The organism is Leeuwenhoekiella sp. LLG6367-2.1, assembly GCF_045055775.1.
In the GTDB taxonomy this organism is placed as follows: domain Bacteria; phylum Bacteroidota; class Bacteroidia; order Flavobacteriales; family Flavobacteriaceae; genus Leeuwenhoekiella; species Leeuwenhoekiella aequorea.
The window spans coordinates 1,978,691-2,001,046 of record NZ_CP159331.1; the positions used below are offsets into that span (position 1 = coordinate 1,978,691).

The 22,356-nt window shown below is 36.2% G+C and carries 18 protein-coding genes and 2 tRNA genes; 14 read left to right on the plus strand and 6 right to left on the minus strand.

Annotated features, from left to right (window positions below; genetic code table 11):
* Positions 1-27: 27 nt before the first annotated feature.
* The 3 genes from ABVM53_RS08975 to galK are packed head-to-tail and all read right to left on the minus strand — an operon-like array spanning position 28 to position 3,260.
* Entirely contained in the window at positions 28-1,044 is a 1,017-nt protein-coding gene (locus ABVM53_RS08975) for a LacI family DNA-binding transcriptional regulator (protein ID WP_405325284.1), read from the minus strand.
* Between the two features lie 2 nt (positions 1,045-1,046).
* Complete coding sequence (locus tag ABVM53_RS08980) at positions 1,047-2,084, minus strand: UDP-glucose--hexose-1-phosphate uridylyltransferase (RefSeq protein WP_405325287.1); 1,038 nt, start codon at positions 2,082-2,084, stop codon at positions 1,047-1,049.
* Positions 2,085-2,090: 6 nt separating this feature from the next.
* Positions 2,091-3,260 (minus strand): galactokinase, encoded by a 1,170-nt coding sequence (gene galK, locus ABVM53_RS08985; RefSeq protein WP_405325290.1) that lies wholly within the window; start codon positions 3,258-3,260, stop codon positions 2,091-2,093.
* Between the two features lie 306 nt (positions 3,261-3,566).
* Between galK and ABVM53_RS08990 the strand changes: the two genes are divergently transcribed.
* Positions 3,567-5,216, plus strand: a complete 1,650-nt coding sequence (locus ABVM53_RS08990; RefSeq protein ID WP_128756448.1) for a solute:sodium symporter family transporter — start codon at positions 3,567-3,569, stop codon at positions 5,214-5,216.
* 79 nt (positions 5,217-5,295) lie between these two features.
* Here the strand turns inward: ABVM53_RS08990 and ABVM53_RS08995 are convergent, their stop codons facing one another.
* Complete coding sequence (locus tag ABVM53_RS08995; protein WP_405325294.1) at positions 5,296-6,438, minus strand: acyl-CoA dehydrogenase; 1,143 nt, start codon at positions 6,436-6,438, stop codon at positions 5,296-5,298.
* Positions 6,439-6,634: 196 nt separating this feature from the next.
* Here ABVM53_RS08995 and ABVM53_RS09000 point away from each other — a divergent pair, with 196 nt between their 5' ends.
* The 13 genes from ABVM53_RS09000 (at position 6,635) to ABVM53_RS09060 (ending at position 19,778) form a co-directional block, all read left to right on the plus strand.
* Positions 6,635-7,711 (plus strand): anhydro-N-acetylmuramic acid kinase, encoded by a 1,077-nt coding sequence (locus tag ABVM53_RS09000; protein ID WP_405325297.1) that lies wholly within the window; start codon positions 6,635-6,637, stop codon positions 7,709-7,711.
* 66 nt (positions 7,712-7,777) lie between these two features.
* A complete protein-coding gene (locus tag ABVM53_RS09005) occupies positions 7,778-9,004 on the plus strand; it encodes a Glu/Leu/Phe/Val dehydrogenase dimerization domain-containing protein (RefSeq protein WP_405325300.1) in 1,227 nt (408 codons plus the stop codon).
* A 28-nt stretch (positions 9,005-9,032) separates the two neighbouring features.
* Positions 9,033-10,505, plus strand: a complete 1,473-nt coding sequence (nhaB, locus tag ABVM53_RS09010) for a sodium/proton antiporter NhaB (RefSeq protein ID WP_371455088.1) — start codon at positions 9,033-9,035, stop codon at positions 10,503-10,505.
* Positions 10,506-10,561: 56 nt separating this feature from the next.
* Positions 10,562-11,266 carry a MotA/TolQ/ExbB proton channel family protein gene (locus ABVM53_RS09015; RefSeq protein ID WP_128756453.1) on the plus strand — a complete coding sequence of 235 codons (705 nt, stop codon included), beginning with the start codon at positions 10,562-10,564 and terminating at the stop codon, positions 11,264-11,266.
* A gap of 1 nt (position 11,267) precedes the next feature.
* Complete coding sequence (locus tag ABVM53_RS09020) at positions 11,268-11,660, plus strand: biopolymer transporter ExbD (RefSeq protein ID WP_128756454.1); 393 nt, start codon at positions 11,268-11,270, stop codon at positions 11,658-11,660.
* A 146-nt stretch (positions 11,661-11,806) separates the two neighbouring features.
* A complete protein-coding gene (locus ABVM53_RS09025) occupies positions 11,807-12,637 on the plus strand; it encodes an energy transducer TonB (protein WP_405325304.1) in 831 nt (276 codons plus the stop codon).
* On the plus strand, positions 12,637-13,863 hold the full coding sequence (locus ABVM53_RS09030) for a bifunctional folylpolyglutamate synthase/dihydrofolate synthase (protein WP_405325307.1): 1,227 nt from the start codon (positions 12,637-12,639) through the stop codon (positions 13,861-13,863). Before ABVM53_RS09025 ends, ABVM53_RS09030 begins: the two co-directional genes overlap by 1 nt.
* A gap of 56 nt (positions 13,864-13,919) precedes the next feature.
* A tRNA-Val gene (locus tag ABVM53_RS09035) sits at positions 13,920-13,994 on the plus strand.
* Between the two features lie 92 nt (positions 13,995-14,086).
* Positions 14,087-14,161: transfer RNA gene (locus ABVM53_RS09040), tRNA-Val, on the plus strand.
* A gap of 173 nt (positions 14,162-14,334) precedes the next feature.
* Positions 14,335-15,618: a serine hydrolase domain-containing protein gene (locus tag ABVM53_RS09045; RefSeq protein ID WP_405325310.1), complete on the plus strand. Its 1,284-nt coding sequence runs from the start codon at positions 14,335-14,337 to the stop codon at positions 15,616-15,618.
* Positions 15,619-15,874: 256 nt separating this feature from the next.
* Positions 15,875-16,693, plus strand: coding sequence for an SDR family oxidoreductase (locus ABVM53_RS09050; RefSeq protein WP_405325313.1), 819 nt, complete (start codon positions 15,875-15,877; stop codon positions 16,691-16,693).
* Positions 16,686-19,322, plus strand: coding sequence for an MGH1-like glycoside hydrolase domain-containing protein (locus ABVM53_RS09055; RefSeq protein WP_405325316.1), 2,637 nt, complete (start codon positions 16,686-16,688; stop codon positions 19,320-19,322). Before ABVM53_RS09050 ends, ABVM53_RS09055 begins: the two co-directional genes overlap by 8 nt.
* A 9-nt stretch (positions 19,323-19,331) precedes the next feature.
* The gene (locus ABVM53_RS09060; protein ID WP_405325319.1) at positions 19,332-19,778 is read left to right on the plus strand and encodes a VOC family protein; all 447 of its coding nucleotides are present in this window, start codon (positions 19,332-19,334) and stop codon (positions 19,776-19,778) included.
* A 391-nt stretch (positions 19,779-20,169) separates the two neighbouring features.
* Here the strand turns inward: ABVM53_RS09060 and ABVM53_RS09065 are convergent, their stop codons facing one another.
* Both ABVM53_RS09065 and gldA read right to left on the minus strand, forming a co-directional pair.
* Positions 20,170-21,219 carry an endonuclease/exonuclease/phosphatase family protein gene (locus tag ABVM53_RS09065; protein WP_405325322.1) on the minus strand — a complete coding sequence of 350 codons (1,050 nt, stop codon included), beginning with the start codon at positions 21,217-21,219 and terminating at the stop codon, positions 20,170-20,172.
* A gap of 2 nt (positions 21,220-21,221) precedes the next feature.
* Positions 21,222-22,118, minus strand: coding sequence for a gliding motility-associated ABC transporter ATP-binding subunit GldA (gene gldA, locus ABVM53_RS09070; RefSeq protein ID WP_405325325.1), 897 nt, complete (start codon positions 22,116-22,118; stop codon positions 21,222-21,224).
* Between the last annotated feature and the right edge of the window lie 238 nt (positions 22,119-22,356).

Here is a 22,356-nt window from a genome sequence, read left to right on the forward strand (position 1 = left end):
TAATTTAAAATAGGTTGTGCTGTGGTTTTAAAAATTAATACGGCGTGTACTGTTTCTAATAACGAGTTCAGTTTCTATAATTTCTTGTGATGCTGCTTTTGTTACTGTCCTGTTGATGTTTTCAATTGCGATTTTTATAGCCTTAGAGCCCATAATTTCGGCTTGTTGATTAACTGTGGTAACAGAGGGGAAATAATTACGTGCTAGATTTCCATCTGTAAAACCTATAACACTTACATCGTGAGGTACTTCTAATCCATTTGTACGTAGCGTATTCATTGTATAAATAGCGCTAGATTCATCAGTGGTGAGTATTGCGTCAATAGCATTGTTACTTATGAATGTATTAAGATCGGCATCAAGATTATTAAGAGAAGTATTAATTATTTTAGTGGTACTACTTCCTTTTGCCTTAATAGCATCTTCATAACCGGTAAGACGCTTTTTACCTACCGATGTTTTACTAAGACAGGACAAGAATGCTATATTCTTGCATCCTATTTCCATTAGATACGAAGTTGCATCAAAAGCCCCTTTATAGTCGTTAATAACTACGCTGTCACAATCTACTAGTGAGCTAACACGATCAAACATTACTAATGGGATATCATAGTGCAGAATGTTTTTAAGATGCTCTATCTCCTCAGTTTGTTGCGTTTCTGAAGCTAAACTTATGATAATCGCATCGACGGAAACATCGCATAGCATATTTAGGCTTTGTTTTTCTTTTGCGAGCGATTCATTAGAAATGCACGTAACTAGATTGTATCCATTTTTGTGCGCCTCTTCTTCCATACCCATAAGTACTTTAGCGAAAAACGTATGCAGGATATTGGGAATAACCACGCCTAAAGTCATCGTATGATTATTCTTCAAACCTCTTGCCATTGCATTGGGCCGGTATTTTAATTGGCGGGCAGTATTTTTGACAACAATTTTTGTGGGTTCGCTAATTTCTTTGCTATCTGCCAAAGCTTTTGATACTGTGGAGATAGAAAGATTTAAATATTCAGCAATTGCCTTTAAGGTTGTCTTTGTAGCCATTATTACAGATTAGAATAATGAATATCTGATAAATTGCGCAAGGTTTTCGCAGCCATCTCAGCGGTTATATCGCGTTGAGGTGTGGCAAACATTTCATAACCAACCATAAATTTTTTAACCGTAGCAGATCGTAATAATGGTGGATAGAATGACATGTGAAAATGCCACGACTCCCAATCTTGTCCGTCTGTAGGTGCCTGATGAATTCCCGAACTGTACGGAAATGATATTTTAAATAGGTTGTCGTATTTAATTGTAACTGCTTTTATAATTCTTGCGTAATCAAGTCGCTCTTCTGTATTAAGTGTAAGAATATTGCGATGTTGTTTTTTTGGAGCGATCATAACTTCATAGGGCCATACCGCCCAGTAAGGTACCAGGGCTATAAAATTTTCATTTTCACTAATTATGCGCTCCTTTAATTCCTGCTCTTCTTTAATGTAATCACCAAGTAAACTGGAGTGATTATTATGCCAGTATTCTCTTAGCTGTTTGTTTTTTTTAGCTACTTCTTGTGGAATAGTACGTTGTGCCCAAATCTGACCATGTGGATGCGGATTGCTACATCCCATTAGATCTCCTTTGTTTTCAAATATTTGAATGTGATTAATATCTGCTTTATCGCTAAGATTTTTAAACTCTTTTTGCCATAATGTTATAACATCATCTATAGCCTCTACACGCATTACGGGAAGTGTAAGCGAATGATCTGGCGAGAAGCAAACCACTTTACATATTCCACTTTCTGATTCAGCTTTGAGAAGACCAGATTTAAATTTCGCCAGCGGAACATCTTTTTTTAAAGCAGCAAAATCATTAACAAACGACCAAGGTTTTGTATAATCTTCATTTATATGACCACCTGCTCGCTCATTACCGGGACACAAGTAGCATTCCGCATCATAAGAAGGACGTATTTCATTTACTACGTTTTCTTCTTTCCCTTGCCAAGGGCGTTTTGTTCTATGTGGAGATACGAGTACCCATTCACCTGTTAATATGTTGTATCTTCTATGTGAATTATCATTAAAATCTACCATACATTATTATTTAAATATGCGCTCAACTCCGTTTGAAGGCATTGCTTTAAAAGCTGTTAACTCTATATTAAAGATTTTTTTATAAGCCAGACTTGCTTCTGCTATATAAACATCAATTGCATCTTGATGAATAAGATTTAAGGTGCAACCACCAAAACCACCACCCATCATTCTACACCCTAATATAGCTTCATTATTTTTAGAAAATTCAGTTAAAAAATCAAGTTCTTTACAGCTTACCTCATATTTATTTTGAAGACCTTGGTGCGATGCGTACATCAATTCACCAAAGGTTTTTAAATCCTTATTTTCTAAAGCAAGGGCTGCATCACTTACTCGTTTGTTTTCTTCTAAGACATATTCACAACGCTTGTAAATTAGAGGATCAAATTGCGATTGATGATTCTGAAGTTGTTCCAGACTGCAATCTCGTAGCGATTTAATTTCTGGATACCACTGCTGTAATAAGGTGACACCTTGCTCACATTCTGCTCTACGGGTATTGTATTCACTTGTAGATAAACTATGTGAAACGTTTGTATTCAATAAAAGCAGCCCGTAGGGTTCTATCATAAAGGGAACCAACTCATATTCCAGCGATTCACAATCCAGTTTTATTATGTGATTTTTTTTACTCATTACAGATGCAAACTGATCCATAATACCACATTGTGTTCCTACATAATTGTGCTCTGCTAACTGCGAAAGCTTTACAATTTCTAATTGAGTGAGACCTAAATCAAACAGTTCATTAATTCCTGTCGCGAGACCGCATTCTAATGCAGCAGACGAACTTATACCTGCACCTATGGGTAAATTGCTAAGCATTATGCAGTCAAATCCTTTTATTACTTTTCCAAGTTTTTTGATTTCTTCCAGAACTCCGGTGATGTAACGTGTCCACTCTTCCTGATTAGAGTTAGGTGAATTTAAATCAAATTTATAGCAGCTATTATAATTAAGACTTTGAATAGAACAGGATGATTCAGAGCCATTTAACTTAAAATAAAACTTAATGTTCTTATCTATAGCCGTAGGCATTACAAACCCATTGTTATAATCGGTATGTTCTCCAATTAAATTCACTCTTCCGGGTGCATTAATGATTACCTCTGCATTAAATGATGCAATCTGGCTATCAAATTGGGTCAAGCTATTTGAATACTTATTTTGCACTTAAAATCATTAAAAGTTAAAAGAATAAAACAAAGATACTATTTTAAATGTAAATTTTACGTTTAAAAATTAGTGCTACTGAATCAGTCTCGAAAGGTTGATGATATAGTAGAACCATCTTATAAATTAAAATTGAAAGACGTCTTATAGCGATTTTTATAATTTTGAGATTTTGGGTCAATTTGTCACCATAAATAAATGCAGCATTGCTCAAAATACGTTACTTTAACGCCTGAATAAAATAATTATATCGTTTTCATATAACTATCTAATAGCCTGTGCAAACGATTTTTTGAAAAATTAACCATGACAATAATTTCTTTTTTAGCATTCACAATTTTAGTGGCTCTTGTCTCTTGGCTGGCCGTGAGAAAACAAGATGAAAGCACATCTGACGGATATTTCTTAGGAGGTAGGAGCTTAACTGCTGGTGTAATAGCAGGTTCACTATTACTTACAAATTTATCCACAGAACAAATTGTCGGTCTTAATGGTAGTGCTTACAAAGATGGACTTTCAGTAATGGCTTGGGAAACATTAGCAGCTATTTCAATCGTTGTCACTGCTATCTTTTTGCTTCCCCGGTATTTAAAAGGAGGTTTAACGACTGTGCCACAATTTCTTGCGCAGCGTTTTGATGTTTCTACAAAAACAATAACCTCAATTTTATTTCTGTCGGGTTATGTAGTCGTTTTATTGCCGGTAATCTTGTATTCGGGTTCTGTAGCATTAAGTGGAATGTTTAATGTGCCAGAACGCTTAGGGGTTTCAGATACAACAGCATTAGTGATTTGTATTTGGGGAATAGGTATTATAGGTTCTATTTATGCGGTTTTCGGAGGTTTAAAAGCAGTAGCCGTGTCTGATAGTATTAATGCTGTAGGATTAATTATAGGTGGTGTTTTAATTCCTGTTTTCGGTTTGATGGCTATAGGGGATGGGAGTATGATGGATGGTTTAAATCTATTAATAGATTCTGATCCTGCACGATTTGATTCTACAGGAGAACCAGGTCAGGAAGTTCCGTTTGCAACCATATTTACTGGAATGATGCTTGTGCAATTATTTTACTGGGGTACAAACCAGCAAATTATTCAACGTGGTTTAGGGGCTAAAAATCTTGCAGAAGGACAAAAAGGACTTTTATTAGCGGCATTTTTAAAGATTTTAGGACCTATTATTCTTGTGTTGCCTGGTATGATAGCTTATTACTACTTTGAAGGAGGTCTTTCTAGTAGTGATCTTGCATATCCTGAACTAGTAAGAGCTGTATTGCCAAAACCACTTGTAGGTTTCTTTGCTGCTGTATTATTTGGTGCAATATTAAGTTCGTTTAATAGTGTTTTAAACAGCTCTGTAACGCTTTTTGGTATAGACGTATATAAACAACACATAAACAAGGATGCTCCTGAAGCAACTGTTGTAAAATATGGTAAAATATTCGGAGTATGTCTTGCACTGGCAGCTATGTTTATAGCTCCATTTATTGCAAATGCAGGTAGTTTATTTAGCTACCTTCAAGAGATAAATGGTATTTATAGTATTCCAATTTTCACGATAATTGTTGTAGGATATTTAACTAAAAGAGTGCCCGCAATCGCAGCTAAGATTGGTATTATAAGTGGTTCACTTATGTATATATTTAGTCAGTTTTGGCTTAAGCCGAATATGATTGATAGCGCTGTCGAAGCAGCAAAAGCTAGTGGAGTTACAGATGTAGAAGCACTGCGTATGGTTGAAGTAGGTGCGTATCCACATTATCTACACGTAATGGCAATCCTATTTGTGGCAAACATTATAATTATGCTTATAATAGGTAAGATTTATCCGCGTAAAGAGCCATTTGTACTTGAGTACACAAAGCAAGTTTCTATTGAACCTTATAAATATGTAAAGCAGGTGGGAATTATAATCTGCTTAATCGTTGTGGGGATCTATATCTACTTTGCGAAATAAACAATGTGATGAAGATTACAGATATTAAAAAAGCCCCATTTGGGGCTTTTTTAATATCTGTATATAAGAAAAAGACAAATTAAGAATCCAGTAAACCTCGAGAGATTACAATTTTTTGAATTTCTGAAGTTCCTTCATAAATCTGAGTGATTTTTGCATCCCGCATAAGACGTTCAACGTGATACTCTTTTACAAAGCCATTGCCACCGTGAACTTGAACAGCTTCAACAGAAACATCCATTGCTACTTGTGAAGCGTATAATTTTGCTCGGGCACTTGAGATATCGTAGTTGCTACCTTGATCTTTATCCCAGGCAGCCTTCATAACAAGGTGACGAGCAGCATCTATAGATACATCCATATCAGCAAGTTTAAATGCGATGGCTTGATGATTGCAAATTTCTGTACCAAAAGCTTTACGTACCTTAGAATAATCACGAGCCAGTTCATAAGCTCCTGATGCAATACCTAATGCTTGAGCTGCAATACCTATACGACCACCACTCAAGGTTTTCATTGCAAATTTAAATCCAAAGCCATCTTCACCTATCCTGTTCTCTTTAGGCACTTTAACATCATTAAATATTAGAGAGTGAGTGTCACTTCCTCGAATACCTAGTTTTTGCTCCTTAGGTCCTATTTCAAAACCTTCCCAGCCTTTTTCAACTATAAAAGCGTTTATACCTCTGTGTTTCTTGTCTTTATCAGTTTGCGCAATTACTAAGTAATAATCTGCAGAACCACCATTTGTAATCCAGTTTTTAGTTCCATTAAGGATATAATGGTCTCCTTTATCGATTGCGGTAGTTTTTTGAGAAGTTGCATCACTTCCTGCTTCTGGTTCACTTAAACAAAATGCGCCCAGTTTTTCACCAGTTGTGAGTTTTGAAAGGTATTTTTCTTTTTGTACTTGAGAGCCATATTGCGACAATCCATAATTTACGAGACTGTTGTTTACTGAAACTATAACTGAAGCAGATGCGTCTATTTTAGAAAGTTCTTCCATAACCAAAACATAGGAAATGGTATCCATTCCGCCACCCCCAAACTCTGTAGGTGCCATCATACCCAAAAATCCCATATCTCCCATTTTTTTAATAAGTTCTGAAGGGAAGTGCTGTTTTTCGTCACGCTCAATTACACCCGGTAATAGTTCGTTTTGTGCAAATTCACGAGCAGCATCTCGTATCATAATGTGTTCTTCACTCAAGCTAAAATCCATAACCAATTTTTGATTAAAAAATATTTTTCCTTTATACCTTAGTATGCAAAATAAAGCATTTACTATGCTTGCATAGTACTTTGCAAAATAAATCAATTTTATTATAGAAAATTCAATAAATAAAATTAATTATGGTGAAATTTACGATTTTAATAGAAAATAGCTAATATATTAAGAATACTTGTAAAATAGAATTTTGAACGCAACTTGCTATACAATTTTAGGGGTGATGAGCGGTACTTCGCTTGATGGAGTAGATTTTGCTTACATAAAATTTACTAAGGAAGAATCCTGGGAGTACGAATTACTGGATTGTAAAACAGTTGCTTATGAAGATAATTGGGTAATACGGCTGCGAGAGGCTGTAAATACGAGTAATGAAGAATTAGCCCAGCTTGATGAAGAGTATACTTATTACTTATCAACCTTAATAAATACGTTCATAGCACAACATCCTCTTAAGAATCTTGATGCCATTGCTTCTCATGGTCATACGATACTGCACCAGCCTAATCAGGGATTTACGTTACAAATAGGCAACCTCCCTACAATTGCTAAGTTGTGCAATCAGTTAGTTATATGTGATTTTAGAGTAGAAGATGTGGCATTGGGTGGACAAGGAGCGCCTTTAGTGCCTATAGGAGACGAATTATTATTTAATAATTATGGAGCCTGTTTAAACATTGGTGGTTTTGCAAATATTTCCTTTAATCAAAACGGAAAACGTATTGCTTATGATATTTGCGCAACAAATTGTGTCCTCAATAGTTTAACAACCCGGCTCGGATACGATTATGATAAGGATGGGAAATTTGCAGAATCGGGGGTAGTGGATTTAAATGTATTAAACCATTTGAATAATCTGCCGTTTTATAAGCAATCTTACCCAAAGTCGCTAGGTCTAGAATGGGTGCAACAAAATATCTTTCCTATTCTGGAAGAAGCTAACCTGTCTATAATAGATTGTATAGCTACATATACAGAGCATATGGCACAACAACTGGCTTTTGTTTTAAAAGCGTGTAAATCCATTACAGAGTTAAATGAAATTTTAGTTACCGGCGGTGGAGCCTATAATTTATATTTTATGCGACGACTAGAAGAATTATCGGGTCTAAAAATTACAAAAGCACCTTTAAAAATTATAGAATTTAAAGAAGCACTCATATTTGGTTTTATGGGAGTTCTACGATTACGCAACACAATCAACGTGTTGCATAGTGTAACAGGAGCTTCAAAAGATCACTGTGCAGGAAAGGTGTATTCACCTTAATTTAATACGAAAACTATAGGGAAAACCGCCTAAGTAGTTATATTTGTCAACCTTCTAAATAATTTAATGAAAGAATTACTAAAACGTTACGAAACTAAAGAGCCAGAAATTGTTTTTCACTGGAATGATCCTGAAACAGAAGCTGAGGGCTGGACGGTAATTAATTCACTCCGTGGGGGAGCTGCCGGTGGTGGTACACGTATGCGTAAAGGACTTGATCGCAATGAAGTACTTTCCTTAGCAAAAACAATGGAAGTTAAATTTACAGTCTCAGGTCCGGTAATTGGCGGGGCTAAAAGTGGGATTAATTTTGACCCTAACGATCCTCGTAAAAAAGGAGTTTTGGAGCGCTGGTATGCAGCTGTTTCTCCATTGCTAAAAAGCTATTACGGTACGGGAGGAGATCTTAATGTAGATGAGATTCACGAAGTTATTCCTATAACTGAAGAAAGTGGAGTTTGGCACCCTCAGGAAGGTGTTTTTAATGGGCATTTTAGACCAACAGAGGCAGATAAGATAAATCGTATAGGTCAGTTAAGACAAGGTGTTATAAAAGTGCTTGAAAATCAGCATTTCTCACCAGATGTATCTAGAAAATATACCGTTGCAGATATGATTACGGGGTATGGTGTTGCGGAAGCGGCAAAACATTTCTATGATATTTATGGCGGAAGTATTGAAGGGAAGCGAGCAGTTATACAGGGTTTTGGTAACGTAGGGTCTGCAGCAGCATATTACTTGGCTCAGCAAGGAGCAAAGATCGTAGGTGTCATCGATGCGGCTGGTGGACTTATAAATGAAGAAGGATTTTCATTTGAAGAAATTAAAGATCTGTTTCTGAATAAGAATGGAAACAAATTGCAAGCAGATAATCTCATTCCTTTTGATGAAGTCAATGAGAAAATTTGGAATATCAAAACTGAAATATTTGCACCTTGTGCAGCATCTAGATTGGTGCAAAAAGAGCAGATCGATGCAATGATAAATGCCGGTCTAGAGATTATTTCGTGTGGGGCTAATGTGCCTTTTGCAGATAAAGAGATTTTCTTCGGCTCTATTATGGAGCATACCGATGAACGTGTTTCAGTAATACCAGATTTTATATCTAATTGCGGTATGGCTCGTGTTTTTGCATATTTTATGGAGCGTCGAGTTCAAATGACAGATGAAGCAATTTTTAGCGATACATCACAGACAATACGTGATGCAATTCAAAATACATATAATCACAATAGCAGTAATAAAAATATTAGCCGCACCGCATTTGAAATAGCATTGCAGCAGCTTATATAAATAATCATTAACCAACAACTAAATACACATGTTAAAATATTTTTTGGGTAGCAGCCCGCGCTGGTTCAAGTTAGCAATGGTAGCTTTCTTAATTTTTAATGTCTTTGCATACTATTTGCTAGGCCCTATGATTACCGCTTGGATTTTCATTGGTGAATTTATCTTTACATTAGCAATGGCACTTAAGTGCTATCCGCTACAATCTGGAGGGATACTGGCTTTAGAAGCATTAATTCTCGGGCTTACAAGTCCTGAGGCAGCATACTCTGAGGTGGCTCAAAATCTCGAAGTGGTATTACTTTTAGTATTCATGGTGGCAGGTATCTACTTTATGAAGCCTATGCTTATGTTTATTTTCAGTAAAGTTTTTACTAAAATAAAATCTAAAGCAGTACTCTCGATGCTTTTTGTCTTCCTGGCAGCTGTATTATCAGCGTTTTTGGATGCATTAACGGTAACTGCGGTTTTAATTAGTGTTGCAGTTGGTTTTTATGGAGTTTATCATAAAATCCACTCTAGTACTACTGCAGATTACGATGATGACAGTGTTTTAGATAGAAAAGCATTAAGTGGTGAAACTCTTGAGCAATTCAGAAGTTTCTTACGTAGTCTTATTATGCACGGTGTAGTAGGTACTGCACTTGGTGGTGTTTGTACACTTGTAGGTGAGCCTCAGAACTTATTAATAGGGGAAAAGTTAGGATGGGAATTTGTCGAATTCTTTCAACGTATGGCTCCTATTACTATACCGGTATTAATATGCGGGTTGATTACTACATTTATATTAGAGAAAACAAAAACTTTTGGTTTTGGTGCGAAGCTTCCGGAAGTTGCACGTACTATTATTGAAAAATACACTGAGGAGGAAGATGAGAAACGTACTCCAAAAGAATCATTTGGTCTTTGGGTGCAGGGTGTTTCAGCAATACTTTTAATTATAAGTTTAGCTCTTCACTTAGCTCCTGTAGGTTTCATAGGTCTTTTCTTAATTGTTGTTCAGACAGCTTTTATGGGTATTACAGACGAGCACAGTTTAGGTAAAGCTTTTGAAGAAGCATTACCATTTACAGGTCTTTTAGTAGTGTTTTTTGTAATTGTTGCAATGATTCACGATCAGCATTTATTTACTCCTATTATCGACTATGTATTGAGTCTTCCTGTTGATGCGCAACCTTCTATGTTCTACTTAGCTAATGGGATTTTATCAATGATTAGTGATAACGTTTTTGTGGCTACCGTTTATATTAATGAAGTACAAGTTGCATATGACGCTGGTACCATTACTAGAGAACAGTTTAATCATCTTGCGGTAGCAATTAACACGGGTACAAATTTACCAAGTGTTGCTACTCCTAATGGTCAGGCGGCGTTCCTATTCCTATTAACGTCATCACTTGCTCCATTAATTAATCTTTCTTACGGAAAAATGGTAAAGATGGCATTGCCTTATACTATTGTTTTGGGAGGGGTAGGTTTAGCAGGAGTATATTTTCTACTTTAAGCGTATAATTAAATCCTAATTTACTCGTTAACCATATAACTAATTAATAAAAACTTATGCTTACACTCTTGTTGCAAGAAGGTGCAGATACGCTTCCATCACTTGCTGCCGAAGAAGAACCGGTAGAAAAAACCCTTTCTCTTTTTGACCTCTTAATGAGCGGTGGCTTACCGGGTCAAATTATAATCCTTGTTCTTTTTATTTTACTATTTGTTGCGATCTATATTTACTTTGAACGTCTGTTTGCAATTAAAGCTGCTTCCCAGATGGATAGTAACTTTATGAATCAAATTAAAGATCACGTTGCAAATGGAAATATCGAAGCTGCAAAAATTCTTTGTGCGCAACAAAATAGTCCGGTTTCAAGATTAACAGCAAAAGGGATTAGCCGTATTGGGAGTCCGCTTGAGGATATAAACACAGCGATAGAGAACTCCGGGAAATTGGAGGTCTATCGTTTAGAGAAAAATGTAAGTGTGTTGGCTACTATAGCCGGTGCAGGTCCTATGATAGGTTTCTTAGGTACGGTAATAGGTATGGTTCTTGCTTTTCACCAACTAGCAACTAGCAGTGGCCAGGCCGAAATGGGTAATCTTGCAGAAGGGATTTATACGGCGATGACAACAACGGTTGCCGGTCTTATTGTAGGTATTGTAGCTTATATAGGTTACAACCATCTAGTGGTGCGTACAGATAAAGTAGTGCATCAAATGGAGGCTACAGCTGTTGATTTTCTAGATATGTTAAACGAACCAGCTTAGTATGAATCTACGCGGAAGAAATAAAGTAAGCCCAGAGTTTAGTATGAGCTCCATGACAGATATAGTATTTCTGTTACTGGTTTTCTTTCTGCTTACTTCACCGGCAATAACGCCAGACGCATTAGATCTTATATTGCCTAAAGCTAAAGGAAAAACAAGTAACCAGCAGAATCTTTCAGTGAGTATCACAAAAGATTTAGATATCTACGTAAACAAAGAGCGTGTTACTCAAGCAAACTTAGAATCTTTTATCGCCAGCGAATTAGCCGGAGTAGAAGATCCTACTATAATTCTTAGAGCAGAAGAAGGTGTGCCTATTGAAGAGGCTGTTGCAGTAATGGATATTGCAAACCGTAATAAATATAAAATAGTTTTAGCAGTGCGCCCTAATTAATTGGGGCGTTACCGCTAGCGCCGTCAGGCTTTTAGCTTAATCTTTTTTAGAATTAATTAATTCTAAAAAAGGATATCGCTTCAATCCTTAACGCAAACTAGAAACTCTTTTTTAAATCATATACTGCACTTAAATAAATCGCCATATTGAGCTTTTTAGATACAAAATATAAACGCAAATCATTTACCATTACAAGCATTTTATATGCCTTGTTATTGGTTGTTTTGTTTTTTGCCGGATTTAAATATTTAGATCCACCACCAGAGAGCGGTATTGCAATTAATTTTGGTACCTCAGACGTGGGAATGGGTGCTATTCAACCTAAAGAAGCAGTACAATCTGCTCCTCGAAATGCATCTCCAGAACCGCAAACTCAACAATCTGCTGAGTTAAAAGAGGAGGTGGTAACTCAGGATGTTGAGGAAGCACCAGTTATCAAAAATGAACCCAAAAAAGAAATAAAAAAGCCGGTTACCGAGCAGCCAAAGAAGGTGACAACCAAACCGGTTGAAGCTAAAAAACCAGATCCTAAACCAGACAAATCTACCACAGATGCACTATTAAGTATTCTCAATGGTCCTAAAAGTTCTGGAACTACAAGTGGTGGAGAAGGTAGTGATAACAAAGCGGGAGATAAAGGTGATCCTAATGGAGACCCTAATGCTTCTAGTTATTACGGTACCGGAAAAGGACTTGATGGTGATGGTAACTACCAGTTAGGAGGGCGCAAAGCCTTGAGTAAACCAAAGCGCGTTCAAGAATGTAATGAGGCGGGTATTGTCGTGGTAAGTATTGAAGTAGATCGTAATGGAAATGTAACTAAGGCAACTCCCGGAGTGAGAGGTACTACTAATAACAGTCGATGTCTATTAGACCCTGCACGAGCTGCTGCGCTTGCTACAAAATTTAACGGCGATACAGATGCACCTTCAAGACAAATAGGTAAAATCGTTTATAAGTTTAGTTTATCTGAATAATGGATTACGAAGAAACGCTGCAGTGGATGTTCTCAAGACTTCCGATGTTTCAGCGTCAGGGGGCGCCAGCTTACAAGAACAATCTCAATAATATTTTGCACTTAAGTGCGCATCTGGGAAATCCACATCATTCTTTTAAAAGTATTCATGTAGCTGGGACCAATGGTAAAGGTTCAACCAGTCACATGCTGGCTTCGGTGCTACAAGAAAGTGGTTACAAAACGGGTTTGTATACTTCCCCTCACTTAAAAGATTTTAGAGAGCGCATACGCGTAGATGGTGTTCTTGCAGATAAACAATTTGTCATTCAATTTATTGAGGAACATAAAGTTTTCTTAGAAGATAATCAATTGTCATTCTTTGAACTTACGGTGGGGATGGCATTTCAATATTTTGCACTTCAAAAAGTGGATATTGCAATAATTGAAGTAGGACTGGGAGGCCGACTTGATGCAACTAATATTATAAATCCGCTACTTTCAGTAATAACTAATATAGGTTTAGATCACACTGCTTTTCTAGGAACCACTCTTGAGAAAATCGCTGCCGAAAAAGCAGGTATAATTAAAAATGGGATTCCGGTAGTTATAGGTGAACGACAAGCAGAAACAACAGCAGTTTTTAAAACCGTAGCTAATGAAAAATCAGCTCCCCTCTATTTTACAGATGAAACAATTTACCCAGATTTAGAAAGTGAGCTTAAAGGTTCTTATCAATTTAATAATAAGCAAACCGTACAAAAAGCCATTGAGGTTCTAAATGCCACATCAAATTATAAAGTAGAGGCATCGGCATTAAAAACAGGTATAAAAAATGTTGTTACTAATACCGGATTAATGGGTAGGTGGCAAATCATACAAGATAGAAATCCGAAGATTATTTCTGATACCGGGCATAACGCTGAGGGGTTGCTTTATGTAACCGCACAATTGCAGAAAGAAGAGTATCACAAACTTCATATTGTTTTAGGAGTTGTTTCTGATAAAGAGTTGAGCACTATACTTCCCCTATTTCCAAAGGATGCTATTTATTATTTTACTAAACCTGAAGGACCACGTGGCTTAGATGAGTCCATTTTGAAGGAAAAAGCTTTTGATTTTGAGCTTTTTGGTGAGAAATATAAAACAGTAGTTCAGGCTTTACACGCTGCAAAACAGGCTTCAGGCGCTGATGATCTGATATTTATAGGAGGAAGTACCTTTGTTGTAGCGGAAGTGATTGAATAATTTTAAAAAAAGTGTTTGGTATATTTAAAAGTTGGTTTATATTTGCACCCGCTAAAGGGCAATTAGCTCAGTTGGTTCAGAGCACCTCGTTTACACCGAGGGGGTCGGGGGTTCGAATCCCTCATTGCCCACAAAGGTTTTCAGTATTGAAAACCTTTTTTTATCCTTTAGCATCTAAGTAGTGATAACTTTTTAGGTTTAGGAATTTAAATATGCCTTAAACGGGCAATTAGCTCAGTTGGTTCAGAGCACCTCGTTTACACCGAGGGGGTCGGGGGTTCGAATCCCTCATTGCCCACAAAGGCTTCCAGAAATGGAAGCCTTTTTTTATGCTCTTTTGATTCGTGATATTTTACGTTGAAGATTAATCCAATATTTATTGGATGCGATATACTAAAATTTGAACTTTAAAGTTTCAGAATTTATAGTTTTTCAGAAAATAACACTAGACATAAAAATACTTCTACATTAGTGATAAAATCAAAATTTCTTCTCTGCCTTATTCTTTTAGGTCTTTTAATTTGTGCCTCTTTAACAACCCGGGATGTTGAATCTAACACTCATTTAGAATCTGCCTTAATCACAGACGCTACTAATGAAGTCAATAATAGAGATGAAGCTGCACTACGTTCATTACGTAAAGAAATTTTAAGCAAACATTTAGAAGCTTATTTTCAAAAGGCAATAGATGCACATTTAATTATAGGTGCAGGCGTGAGTATTGTATCAGGAGATTCAGTTTTATATAGTGGTGGATTTGGCAGGCGCAATGCAACTTTAAACGACCCAATTAATGCACAGACTGTTTTTAGGTTAGGATCGCTTTCAAAAGGTTTTACCGGCGTACTTGCAGGTATAGAAGTGCATAACGGAAATTTAAATTGGGAAGATAAACTAGCTGAGGCAATTCCTCAATTTCATTTGAAGGATAAGGAAAATGAGGAAGCTATAACTTTATCCACAATTTTATCTCATACTACGGGAGTGCCTTATCATTGTTATACAAACTTAGTAGAGGCGGGTTTAAGTATGTCTCAAATTGCCGGACGGTTTGATATCATTAAAAGCACTTCAAAACCTGGTCAACTCTACAGTTATCAGAATGCAATGTTTGCTCTTAGTGGAGAGATGTTGCAAACAGCCACTGGTAAGAATATACACGAACTTCTTCAGAATAGAATTTTCAATCCCTTAGATATGCAATTTGCGTCAACAGATTATGACGCCCTGGTAGGAGGTACTAATTATGCATACCCACACAAAAATACAGCTCAAGGATTTAGACCAATACTTGTAAATAAGAAATATTATAATGCGATACCCGCAGGAGGTATTAACGCAAGTCCTGAAGATATGTCTAAGTGGATGCGTTTTTTATTAGGTTATAACGAATCTGTTTTAAGTAAAACAAATTTGCAAACCATATTTACACCTCAAATTGAAATGATTGAAGCGCGCAAATATTATCAGCGTTGGGAAGGCCACCTAAAATCTTCTTATGCTTATGGGTGGAGAATACATGAGTTTAAAGATAATGCCACCGAAAAGAAATGCACGATGATACATCACGGAGGTTCTGTAAATGATTATAGAAATGAAATTGCATTGTACCCAGAAGAAGAACTGGGAATTTGTATTCTTTTTAATAGTATGACCCCATTAGCAACATCGGTGATTCCCGATGTACACAATATTGTAAGAGAGGTAATGCAGCAATCTCTAGCAGATTTTGAAAGAAATCCTGAAAGTCTATAAGTGCATAAATTCTTGAAATTTTTATTTTTACTCATCTACTATTTTAACATTTACGGGATTTCTGATTATGTAATATTTAAATCATTCGATAAAAATCGGCGTGTAGTTTAAATAATATTCAATTGATTGCGATTTTTATTAATCGATTCTTCTCTAAAAGGATTTATAGTTAATACGTATTTATAAGCGCCGCATATAATGTAATTTAGGCTTGTTAGATATGATTTTTGTAATTTAAAAATCGAAATAAGAAGTTATGCAAAAACCAAATGAGCGTTTAAAAGGTCAAACTGCAATAGTTACTGGATCAAGTTCTGGAATCGGAGCTGCTGTAGCGCTGGCCCTTGGTAGAGATGGGGCTAACGTAGTGGTAAATTATAATTCATCAGATGAGGGCGCGCAAGAGATTGCTAAGCAGATTAATGAAGATAACTTATGTGGTGAGGCAATTGTGGTAAAATGCGATGTGAGCAAGGAGAAGGACGTACAGGATATGTTTAAACAAACAGTTGATAAATTTGGTACTGTAGATATTCTGGTTGCCAATGCAGGTCTGCAAAAAGACGCGCCACTCCACGAGATGACATTAGAAGATTGGCAGCTGGTAATAGATGTTAATCTTACGGGACAATTTTTATGTGCCAGGGAAGCTTTGCGAGAATTTATGAGAAGAGGTATGCGTCCTGAAGTTTCTAAGTCTCTTGGTAAGATAATTCATATGAGTTCGGTACATCAGATTATTCCTTGGGCAGGACATACTAATTATGCGGCCTCAAAGGGTGGACTGGTAATGCTTATGGAAAGTATTTGTCAGGAGTATGCACCTCTAAAAGTGCGATGTAATAGCATAGCTCCGGGAGCGATAAAAACTCCAATTAATAAAGAGGCTTGGGAAAGTGATGAGGCATTAGAAAAATTAAATAAGTTAATCCCCTATAAACGTATTGGCGTACCAGATGATATAGGTAGTGCCACTGCATGGTTAGCTTCAGATGAGTCAGAATATATTAATGGCACCACACTCTATGTAGATGGAGGTATGACGTGCTATCCAGGATTTACAACAAATGGTTAAGAAAAATACAGAAGAACAAAAAAGGTTAGATGCTCATTATTCAAATAGGGAAGACTGGTTACACTGGGGGCCTTACTTGAGTGAAAGGCAGTGGGGAACGGTTCGGGAAGATTATAGTGCAGAAGGAAATGCGTGGGGATATTTCACCCACGATCACGCAAGAAGCCGGGTCTATAGATGGGGTGAAGATGGTCTTGCGGGTTTTACAGATCGCTATTGTAATATATGTTTTGGGCTTGCGCTTTGGAATGGAAAAGATAAAATTTTAAAGGAGCGTTTGTATGGATTGACAGGTCCTGAAGGGAATCATGGTGAAGACGTTAAAGAACTTTACTATTATTTAGAAAACACGCCTACTCACTCGTACATGAAACATTTGTATAAGTATCCACAAAAGGAATTTCCCTATGGAGAACTTATCAAATTAAATAAAAACAGAACTCGACAGGAGTTAGAGTATGAGCTCTTAGATACAGGGATATTTAAAAAGAATGAATATTTTGATGTAGTTACCGAATATGCAAAAGCAGGTCCTGAGGATATGTGTATCAAAATCTCTGTAACTAATAGAAATTCAAGGGCTGCAGAATTACACGTCCTTCCTACACTTTGGGTTCGTAATTTTTGGGATTTTAGAGAAATGCCATTTAAGCCATCTATAACTAAAACTAAGACTCGTAAAAATCCTTCGGTTCATATAAAACATCCTTATACAGGAGAATACAAGTTTTACTTTCAGAAACCAGACCATTTACTGTTTACTGAAAATGAAACTAATGAAGAGAAGCTTTATCTCCAGCCTAACGATCATCCTTATAAGAAAGACTTTTTTCATAATACGGTTGTGAAAAATGATTACCGACTCAGTAAAAAGAAGCAGGAAGGAACAAAATTTGCCCCGCATTATAAACGTAAATTAAAAGGTGGTGAGACTGTTGTGTTCAAACTTCGTCTTACTAAAGAAGAGCCTAAAGATGCCTTTGATAAAAATTTTGATAAAGTTTTTGAGGACCGAATTCGAGAGTGTGCTGAATTTTACGACGGAATAAAATCTGTTGAGAATCCTGAAGCTAAGAAAATACAACGACAAGCTTTTGCCGGTTTATTGTGGTCTAAACAATATTATAATTACGAGGTTGAACAATGGTTAAAAGGAGATCCTAAAGTTTCTACGCCGCCAAAAGAACGTCGCAATGGGCGTAATAATAACTGGCGAACTTTGCGTAATCACGATATTCACCTGATGCCAGATGCTTGGGAATACCCTTGGTATGCCGCTTGGGATAGTGCATTTCACTGTATTACGATGGCTTATATAGATCCTGATTTTGCAAAGAAGCAACTTTTACTTTTTACCAAAGAATGGTATATGGCTCCTAACGGGCAAATACCGGCCTATGAATGGAATTTTAGTGATGTGAATCCGCCTACACAGGCATTTGCAGCATTACAAATATTTAAAATTGAACGCGATAGTGCAGGTAAATCAGATATCGATTTTCTCAAACGTATATTTAATAAGCTTTCTCTCAATTTTACATGGTGGGTAAATCAAGAAGATAGAAAACAGAATAATGTTTTTCAGGGTGGTTTTCTTGGTCTGGATAATATTGGGGTTTTTGATCGTAGTAGCGGTATACCCGGTAATGCACATTTAGAGCAGGTAGATGGTACATCCTGGATGGCATTGTACTGTCTAAATATGCTAGAAATAAGTATAAAAATAGCTTTAGTAGATAGCTCTTATGAGGAAATGTGTACTAAGTATTTTGGACACTTCATTTTTATAGCAGAGGCTCTCAATAAACGTAGTGAGAAGTATGAAGGTATTTGGGATGAAGAAGAAGGTTTCTTTTACGACAATCTAGTTTTTCAAGACGGTACTTCACAACCTATAAAGGTGCGTTCTATTGTAGGGATGATGTCACTCGTTGCTGTACTCCACATATCTCAAGAGACGCTAGACAGACTACCTAATTTTAAATACAGTGTTGACTGGTTTAGAAAATACCGTATGAAGAATCTAAAATATATGGTTATTCAGGAGTTTTCTGATGAATCTGATCTATTATTAGCGCTGGTACCTAAAGAGAGATTAGAGATACTATTACAAACCATGTTTGATGAAAAAGAATTTTTGAGTAATCAGGGGATACGCTCTTTATCTAAAATTCACGAACAGACTTATACTATCAATATAGCTAATATTAGCTATGATATTAAATATGAGCCTGCCGAATCTGAGTCTTCTATGTTTGGTGGTAATTCAAACTGGCGTGGACCTGTTTGGATGCCGTTTAATTATCTATTTACGACTGCTCTAAAAGAATTTAGAGATTATTATGGTAGTGCTCTGGAGCTAGAGTATCCTACCGGTAGTGGTAATATTGCCAGTCTTGAAACCATACGGAAAGATCTTATGAGTCGTCTTATAAGTATTTTTCAGGAAGATGAAAACGGTGACAGACCTGTTAATGCTTTGCATAAAGAAACATATAGAGATCCTCACTTTAAAGATCTTATCTTATTCTATGAGTATTTTCATGGAGATAATGGTAGAGGGATAGGTGCAAGTCATCAAACAGGGTGGACATCATTAGTTGCAAATATGATTCACGAGATTTATTAAATCTGAAAAATGATGAAATATATATTTATTACACTACTAACGTTATTAACCATGCAGATAGCCGCAGCACAGGAGTTTAAGTTTAATAAAGATCACGATGCGCTTTTAGTAAAGGATTTGGAGAAATCTGCACAATTCTATGCCGAGGTTCTAGGGCTGAAGGAAATTGATAATGCAGGACTAGGACCTAAATTTAGATGGTTTGAACTTGAAAATAAAGTTCAAATACATCTTATCGAAAGTAGTGAACAATTCACACCACATAAAGGAGTTCATTTAGCACTCAATATTGATGATCTCGAAAATTATATGCAGTTTTTGAAGGAAGCGAATGTTCCATTTGAGAATTGGCAGGGAGAAAAAAATACGACTAACACAAGACCTGATGGGGTAAAACAAATCTATTTCACAGATCCTGACGGATATTGGATTGAAGTAAATACCAATACCCTTTAGTTTTAAATTCAAAATCTTAAAAACTGATTGATTCAAGATCAATCAGTTTTTTTATGCCCTTTTTATAGATTACTGTAATAATTATTAGTTATAGAGAGTGGTTGTTTAAAGTTCGTTACCTTCAGTTTTTATTTAACAGTTTACAAATTAGCCATTTATTGGATTAAAATATCTAGTTAAGGATGGTAATTATTGATATGTGAAGCTGTTTGAAAATTTTTAATAATTATTAGTAATAATTACACAAATATTTTATTTTTGCACAGAATTTTGAAATCGGGAAAACTTCTAAAAATTTTAAAGTCTTTGCCGGAATAGGGTTTAGGGACTCGTTCAGAGATGAACATTATTTTCTGGCAATTTAAGCCCCCGAAAGGGGGCTTTCTCTTAATTATTCTGCGCTTTCGAGTCCTTCGTTTATGCGCTCTTCAATCTCCTCATTGATTTCTTCATCCAGTTCCGGATTTTCTAAAATCTCTCCTGTTTCTAACCAAAATGTAAAAAACATAGGGTAATGATCTGATCCTATATGTTCTAGTCGTTGCATTTTGTCTACAACTACATCTTCAGAATGAAAAAGATGATCTATAGGGAATCTCAAATACCAGTAGTCTGCGTGAAATGTAGGGAATAAACCACGACCTATTCTAGGATCTATTAAGCCGGTCATCTTTGCAAATAATCTGCTTACCCGAGACCAAACTACATCGTTTAAATCTCCACAAACAATTACCGGACTCTCCAATTCACGTACAGCTTTACCTATTATTAAGAGCTCTGCGTCACGCTCTTCAGAGGTTTCGTTTTCTGTAGGGCTAGGTGGTGCAGGATGTACACAAATAAGATTGATGAACTTATTTTTAGCATAATAGACTTTTGTGAAAATTGATGGAATATCTTTCTCAACCAGATAATTTATTTGTGTGTCTGCCAGCTCATATTTGCTGTAAAGATGCATTCCGTAGAAATTATCTAAAGGTACAGGAACGATAAAAGGATAATCTGCTTCTATAGATTTGAGTCCGTTTTCCCAATTTTTGTCAGTTTCCATAACCAGAAGTAGGTCTGGTTTCAGCTGGGTTACTTGCTTTTTAAGTTTGTCGTAATCTGTGTTTGTCTGTAAGACATTAGAAGTAAGTAAACTTATTTGTTGTAGACTTTCAGGGTTTTCTGGTTTCTTATCTCGTATAGGGTAATAATGTGAATAGGGGAATACCTTGTAGATTTGAAAAATTAAGGTTGCCAGTAAGCATATTACAACACAATATTCCCAGATTTCTACAGGAAATTTAAATATTAATATTAGTGCAATCACAAGCATTTGAAGAAAGCTTGTTTGGACACGTATAAAATCCCAGCCTCGTATAATCCAGTGGGTACCTTGCGTAAGTGGCAGTAACGCAATTAAGATTAGAAATAGTGCAAAAGCGTAAAATACCATATTTAATTACTGGTGAGTTGTTGAAAAAGTTGTTCTAGGGATCTATTTTTCTTAACGAGCTGTAAAATTTTTAGTCCGTTATCATGAGCAAAATCAAATATTGCAGGCCGCATATCTTTTGAAGTTGAAAATGTAATCTCATAAACAAAACCTGTCGTGTTTTTTACGGCGGTAGCTTTGTTGAGTTGCATTAGGGCAATTTCTTCAATACGATAATCAAATTCTACTTCTACAATTTGTTCGGTATCGTCACGCAGGTTCTCCATCTTTTTATCAGCAACGATTTTACCTCTATTAATTATAATGACACGATCACATATAGCTTCAACTTCTTGCATAATATGAGTTGAAAGTAAAACCGTCTTAGTCTTACCTATATTTTTTATGAGCGCTCTAATTTCTTTAAGTTGGTTAGGATCTAACCCGGTGGTAGGTTCATCAAGAATAAGAACTTCTGGATCATTAATTAGTGCAGCTGCAAGTCCTACCCGTTGTTTGTAGCCTTTACTTAAGTGTTTAATCTTTTTAGAGACTTCTGGCGTTAATCCCGTTAGTGCAATAACTTCATCAATACGTGATAGGGAAGCATTATTCAACTCTGCCTGAAATTTAAGATATTCTCTCACATACATTTCAGGATAAAGCGGATTGTTTTCGGCTAAATACCCGATACTTTTTTGAACGGCAAGGCTTTGTGTCTGAGTTGAGAAGTCATTAACAAGAGCTTCTCCAGAAGTAGGTTTTAAGTAGGTTGTTAAGATTTTCATCAGGGTACTCTTGCCTGCACCATTAGGGCCTAAAAATCCGGTGATTTCTCCTTTTTGAATGGTAAAACTAATTGCATCCAAAGCTGTTTGCTTTCCGTAATTTTTTGTGACAGAAGTTACCGAGATAGACATAGGTTACACATATTTGTTTTACTTAAGTGGCTAAAATTACACAAATAGCAGACAGGCGTGTCTTTCTAAATGATTAAAATATCGATGTTCTACTAAAATTGAAGAATATAAACGCACTTGTGGAGCGTTATCATTAAAAAAGGGTTGCTTTTAAAAGGTCTTATTTAATATCGTTTAAAGAATGTAGCTATTTAATTGATTATCTGTAAAAGTTGTCTGTATTTAGACGGGTTCCTAA

Coding starts and splice junctions, on each gene's coding strand:
- ABVM53_RS08975 (WP_405325284.1), bottom strand. CDS start 1,044: ATGGCTACAAAGACAACCTTAAAGGCAATTGCTGAATATTTAAATCTT.
- ABVM53_RS08980 (WP_405325287.1), bottom strand. CDS start 2,084: ATGGTAGATTTTAATGATAATTCACATAGAAGATACAACATATTAACA.
- ABVM53_RS08990 (WP_128756448.1), top strand. CDS start 3,567: ATGACAATAATTTCTTTTTTAGCATTCACAATTTTAGTGGCTCTTGTC.
- ABVM53_RS08995 (WP_405325294.1), bottom strand. CDS start 6,438: ATGGATTTTAGCTTGAGTGAAGAACACATTATGATACGAGATGCTGCT.
- ABVM53_RS09005 (WP_405325300.1), top strand. CDS start 7,778: ATGAAAGAATTACTAAAACGTTACGAAACTAAAGAGCCAGAAATTGTT.
- nhaB (WP_371455088.1), top strand. CDS start 9,033: ATGTTAAAATATTTTTTGGGTAGCAGCCCGCGCTGGTTCAAGTTAGCA.
- ABVM53_RS09015 (WP_128756453.1), top strand. CDS start 10,562: ATGCTTACACTCTTGTTGCAAGAAGGTGCAGATACGCTTCCATCACTT.
- ABVM53_RS09020 (WP_128756454.1), top strand. CDS start 11,268: ATGAATCTACGCGGAAGAAATAAAGTAAGCCCAGAGTTTAGTATGAGC.
- ABVM53_RS09030 (WP_405325307.1), top strand. CDS start 12,637: ATGGATTACGAAGAAACGCTGCAGTGGATGTTCTCAAGACTTCCGATG.
- ABVM53_RS09050 (WP_405325313.1), top strand. CDS start 15,875: ATGCAAAAACCAAATGAGCGTTTAAAAGGTCAAACTGCAATAGTTACT.
- ABVM53_RS09055 (WP_405325316.1), top strand. CDS start 16,686: ATGGTTAAGAAAAATACAGAAGAACAAAAAAGGTTAGATGCTCATTAT.
- ABVM53_RS09060 (WP_405325319.1), top strand. CDS start 19,332: ATGATGAAATATATATTTATTACACTACTAACGTTATTAACCATGCAG.
- ABVM53_RS09065 (WP_405325322.1), bottom strand. CDS start 21,219: ATGGTATTTTACGCTTTTGCACTATTTCTAATCTTAATTGCGTTACTG.
- gldA (WP_405325325.1), bottom strand. CDS start 22,118: ATGTCTATCTCGGTAACTTCTGTCACAAAAAATTACGGAAAGCAAACA.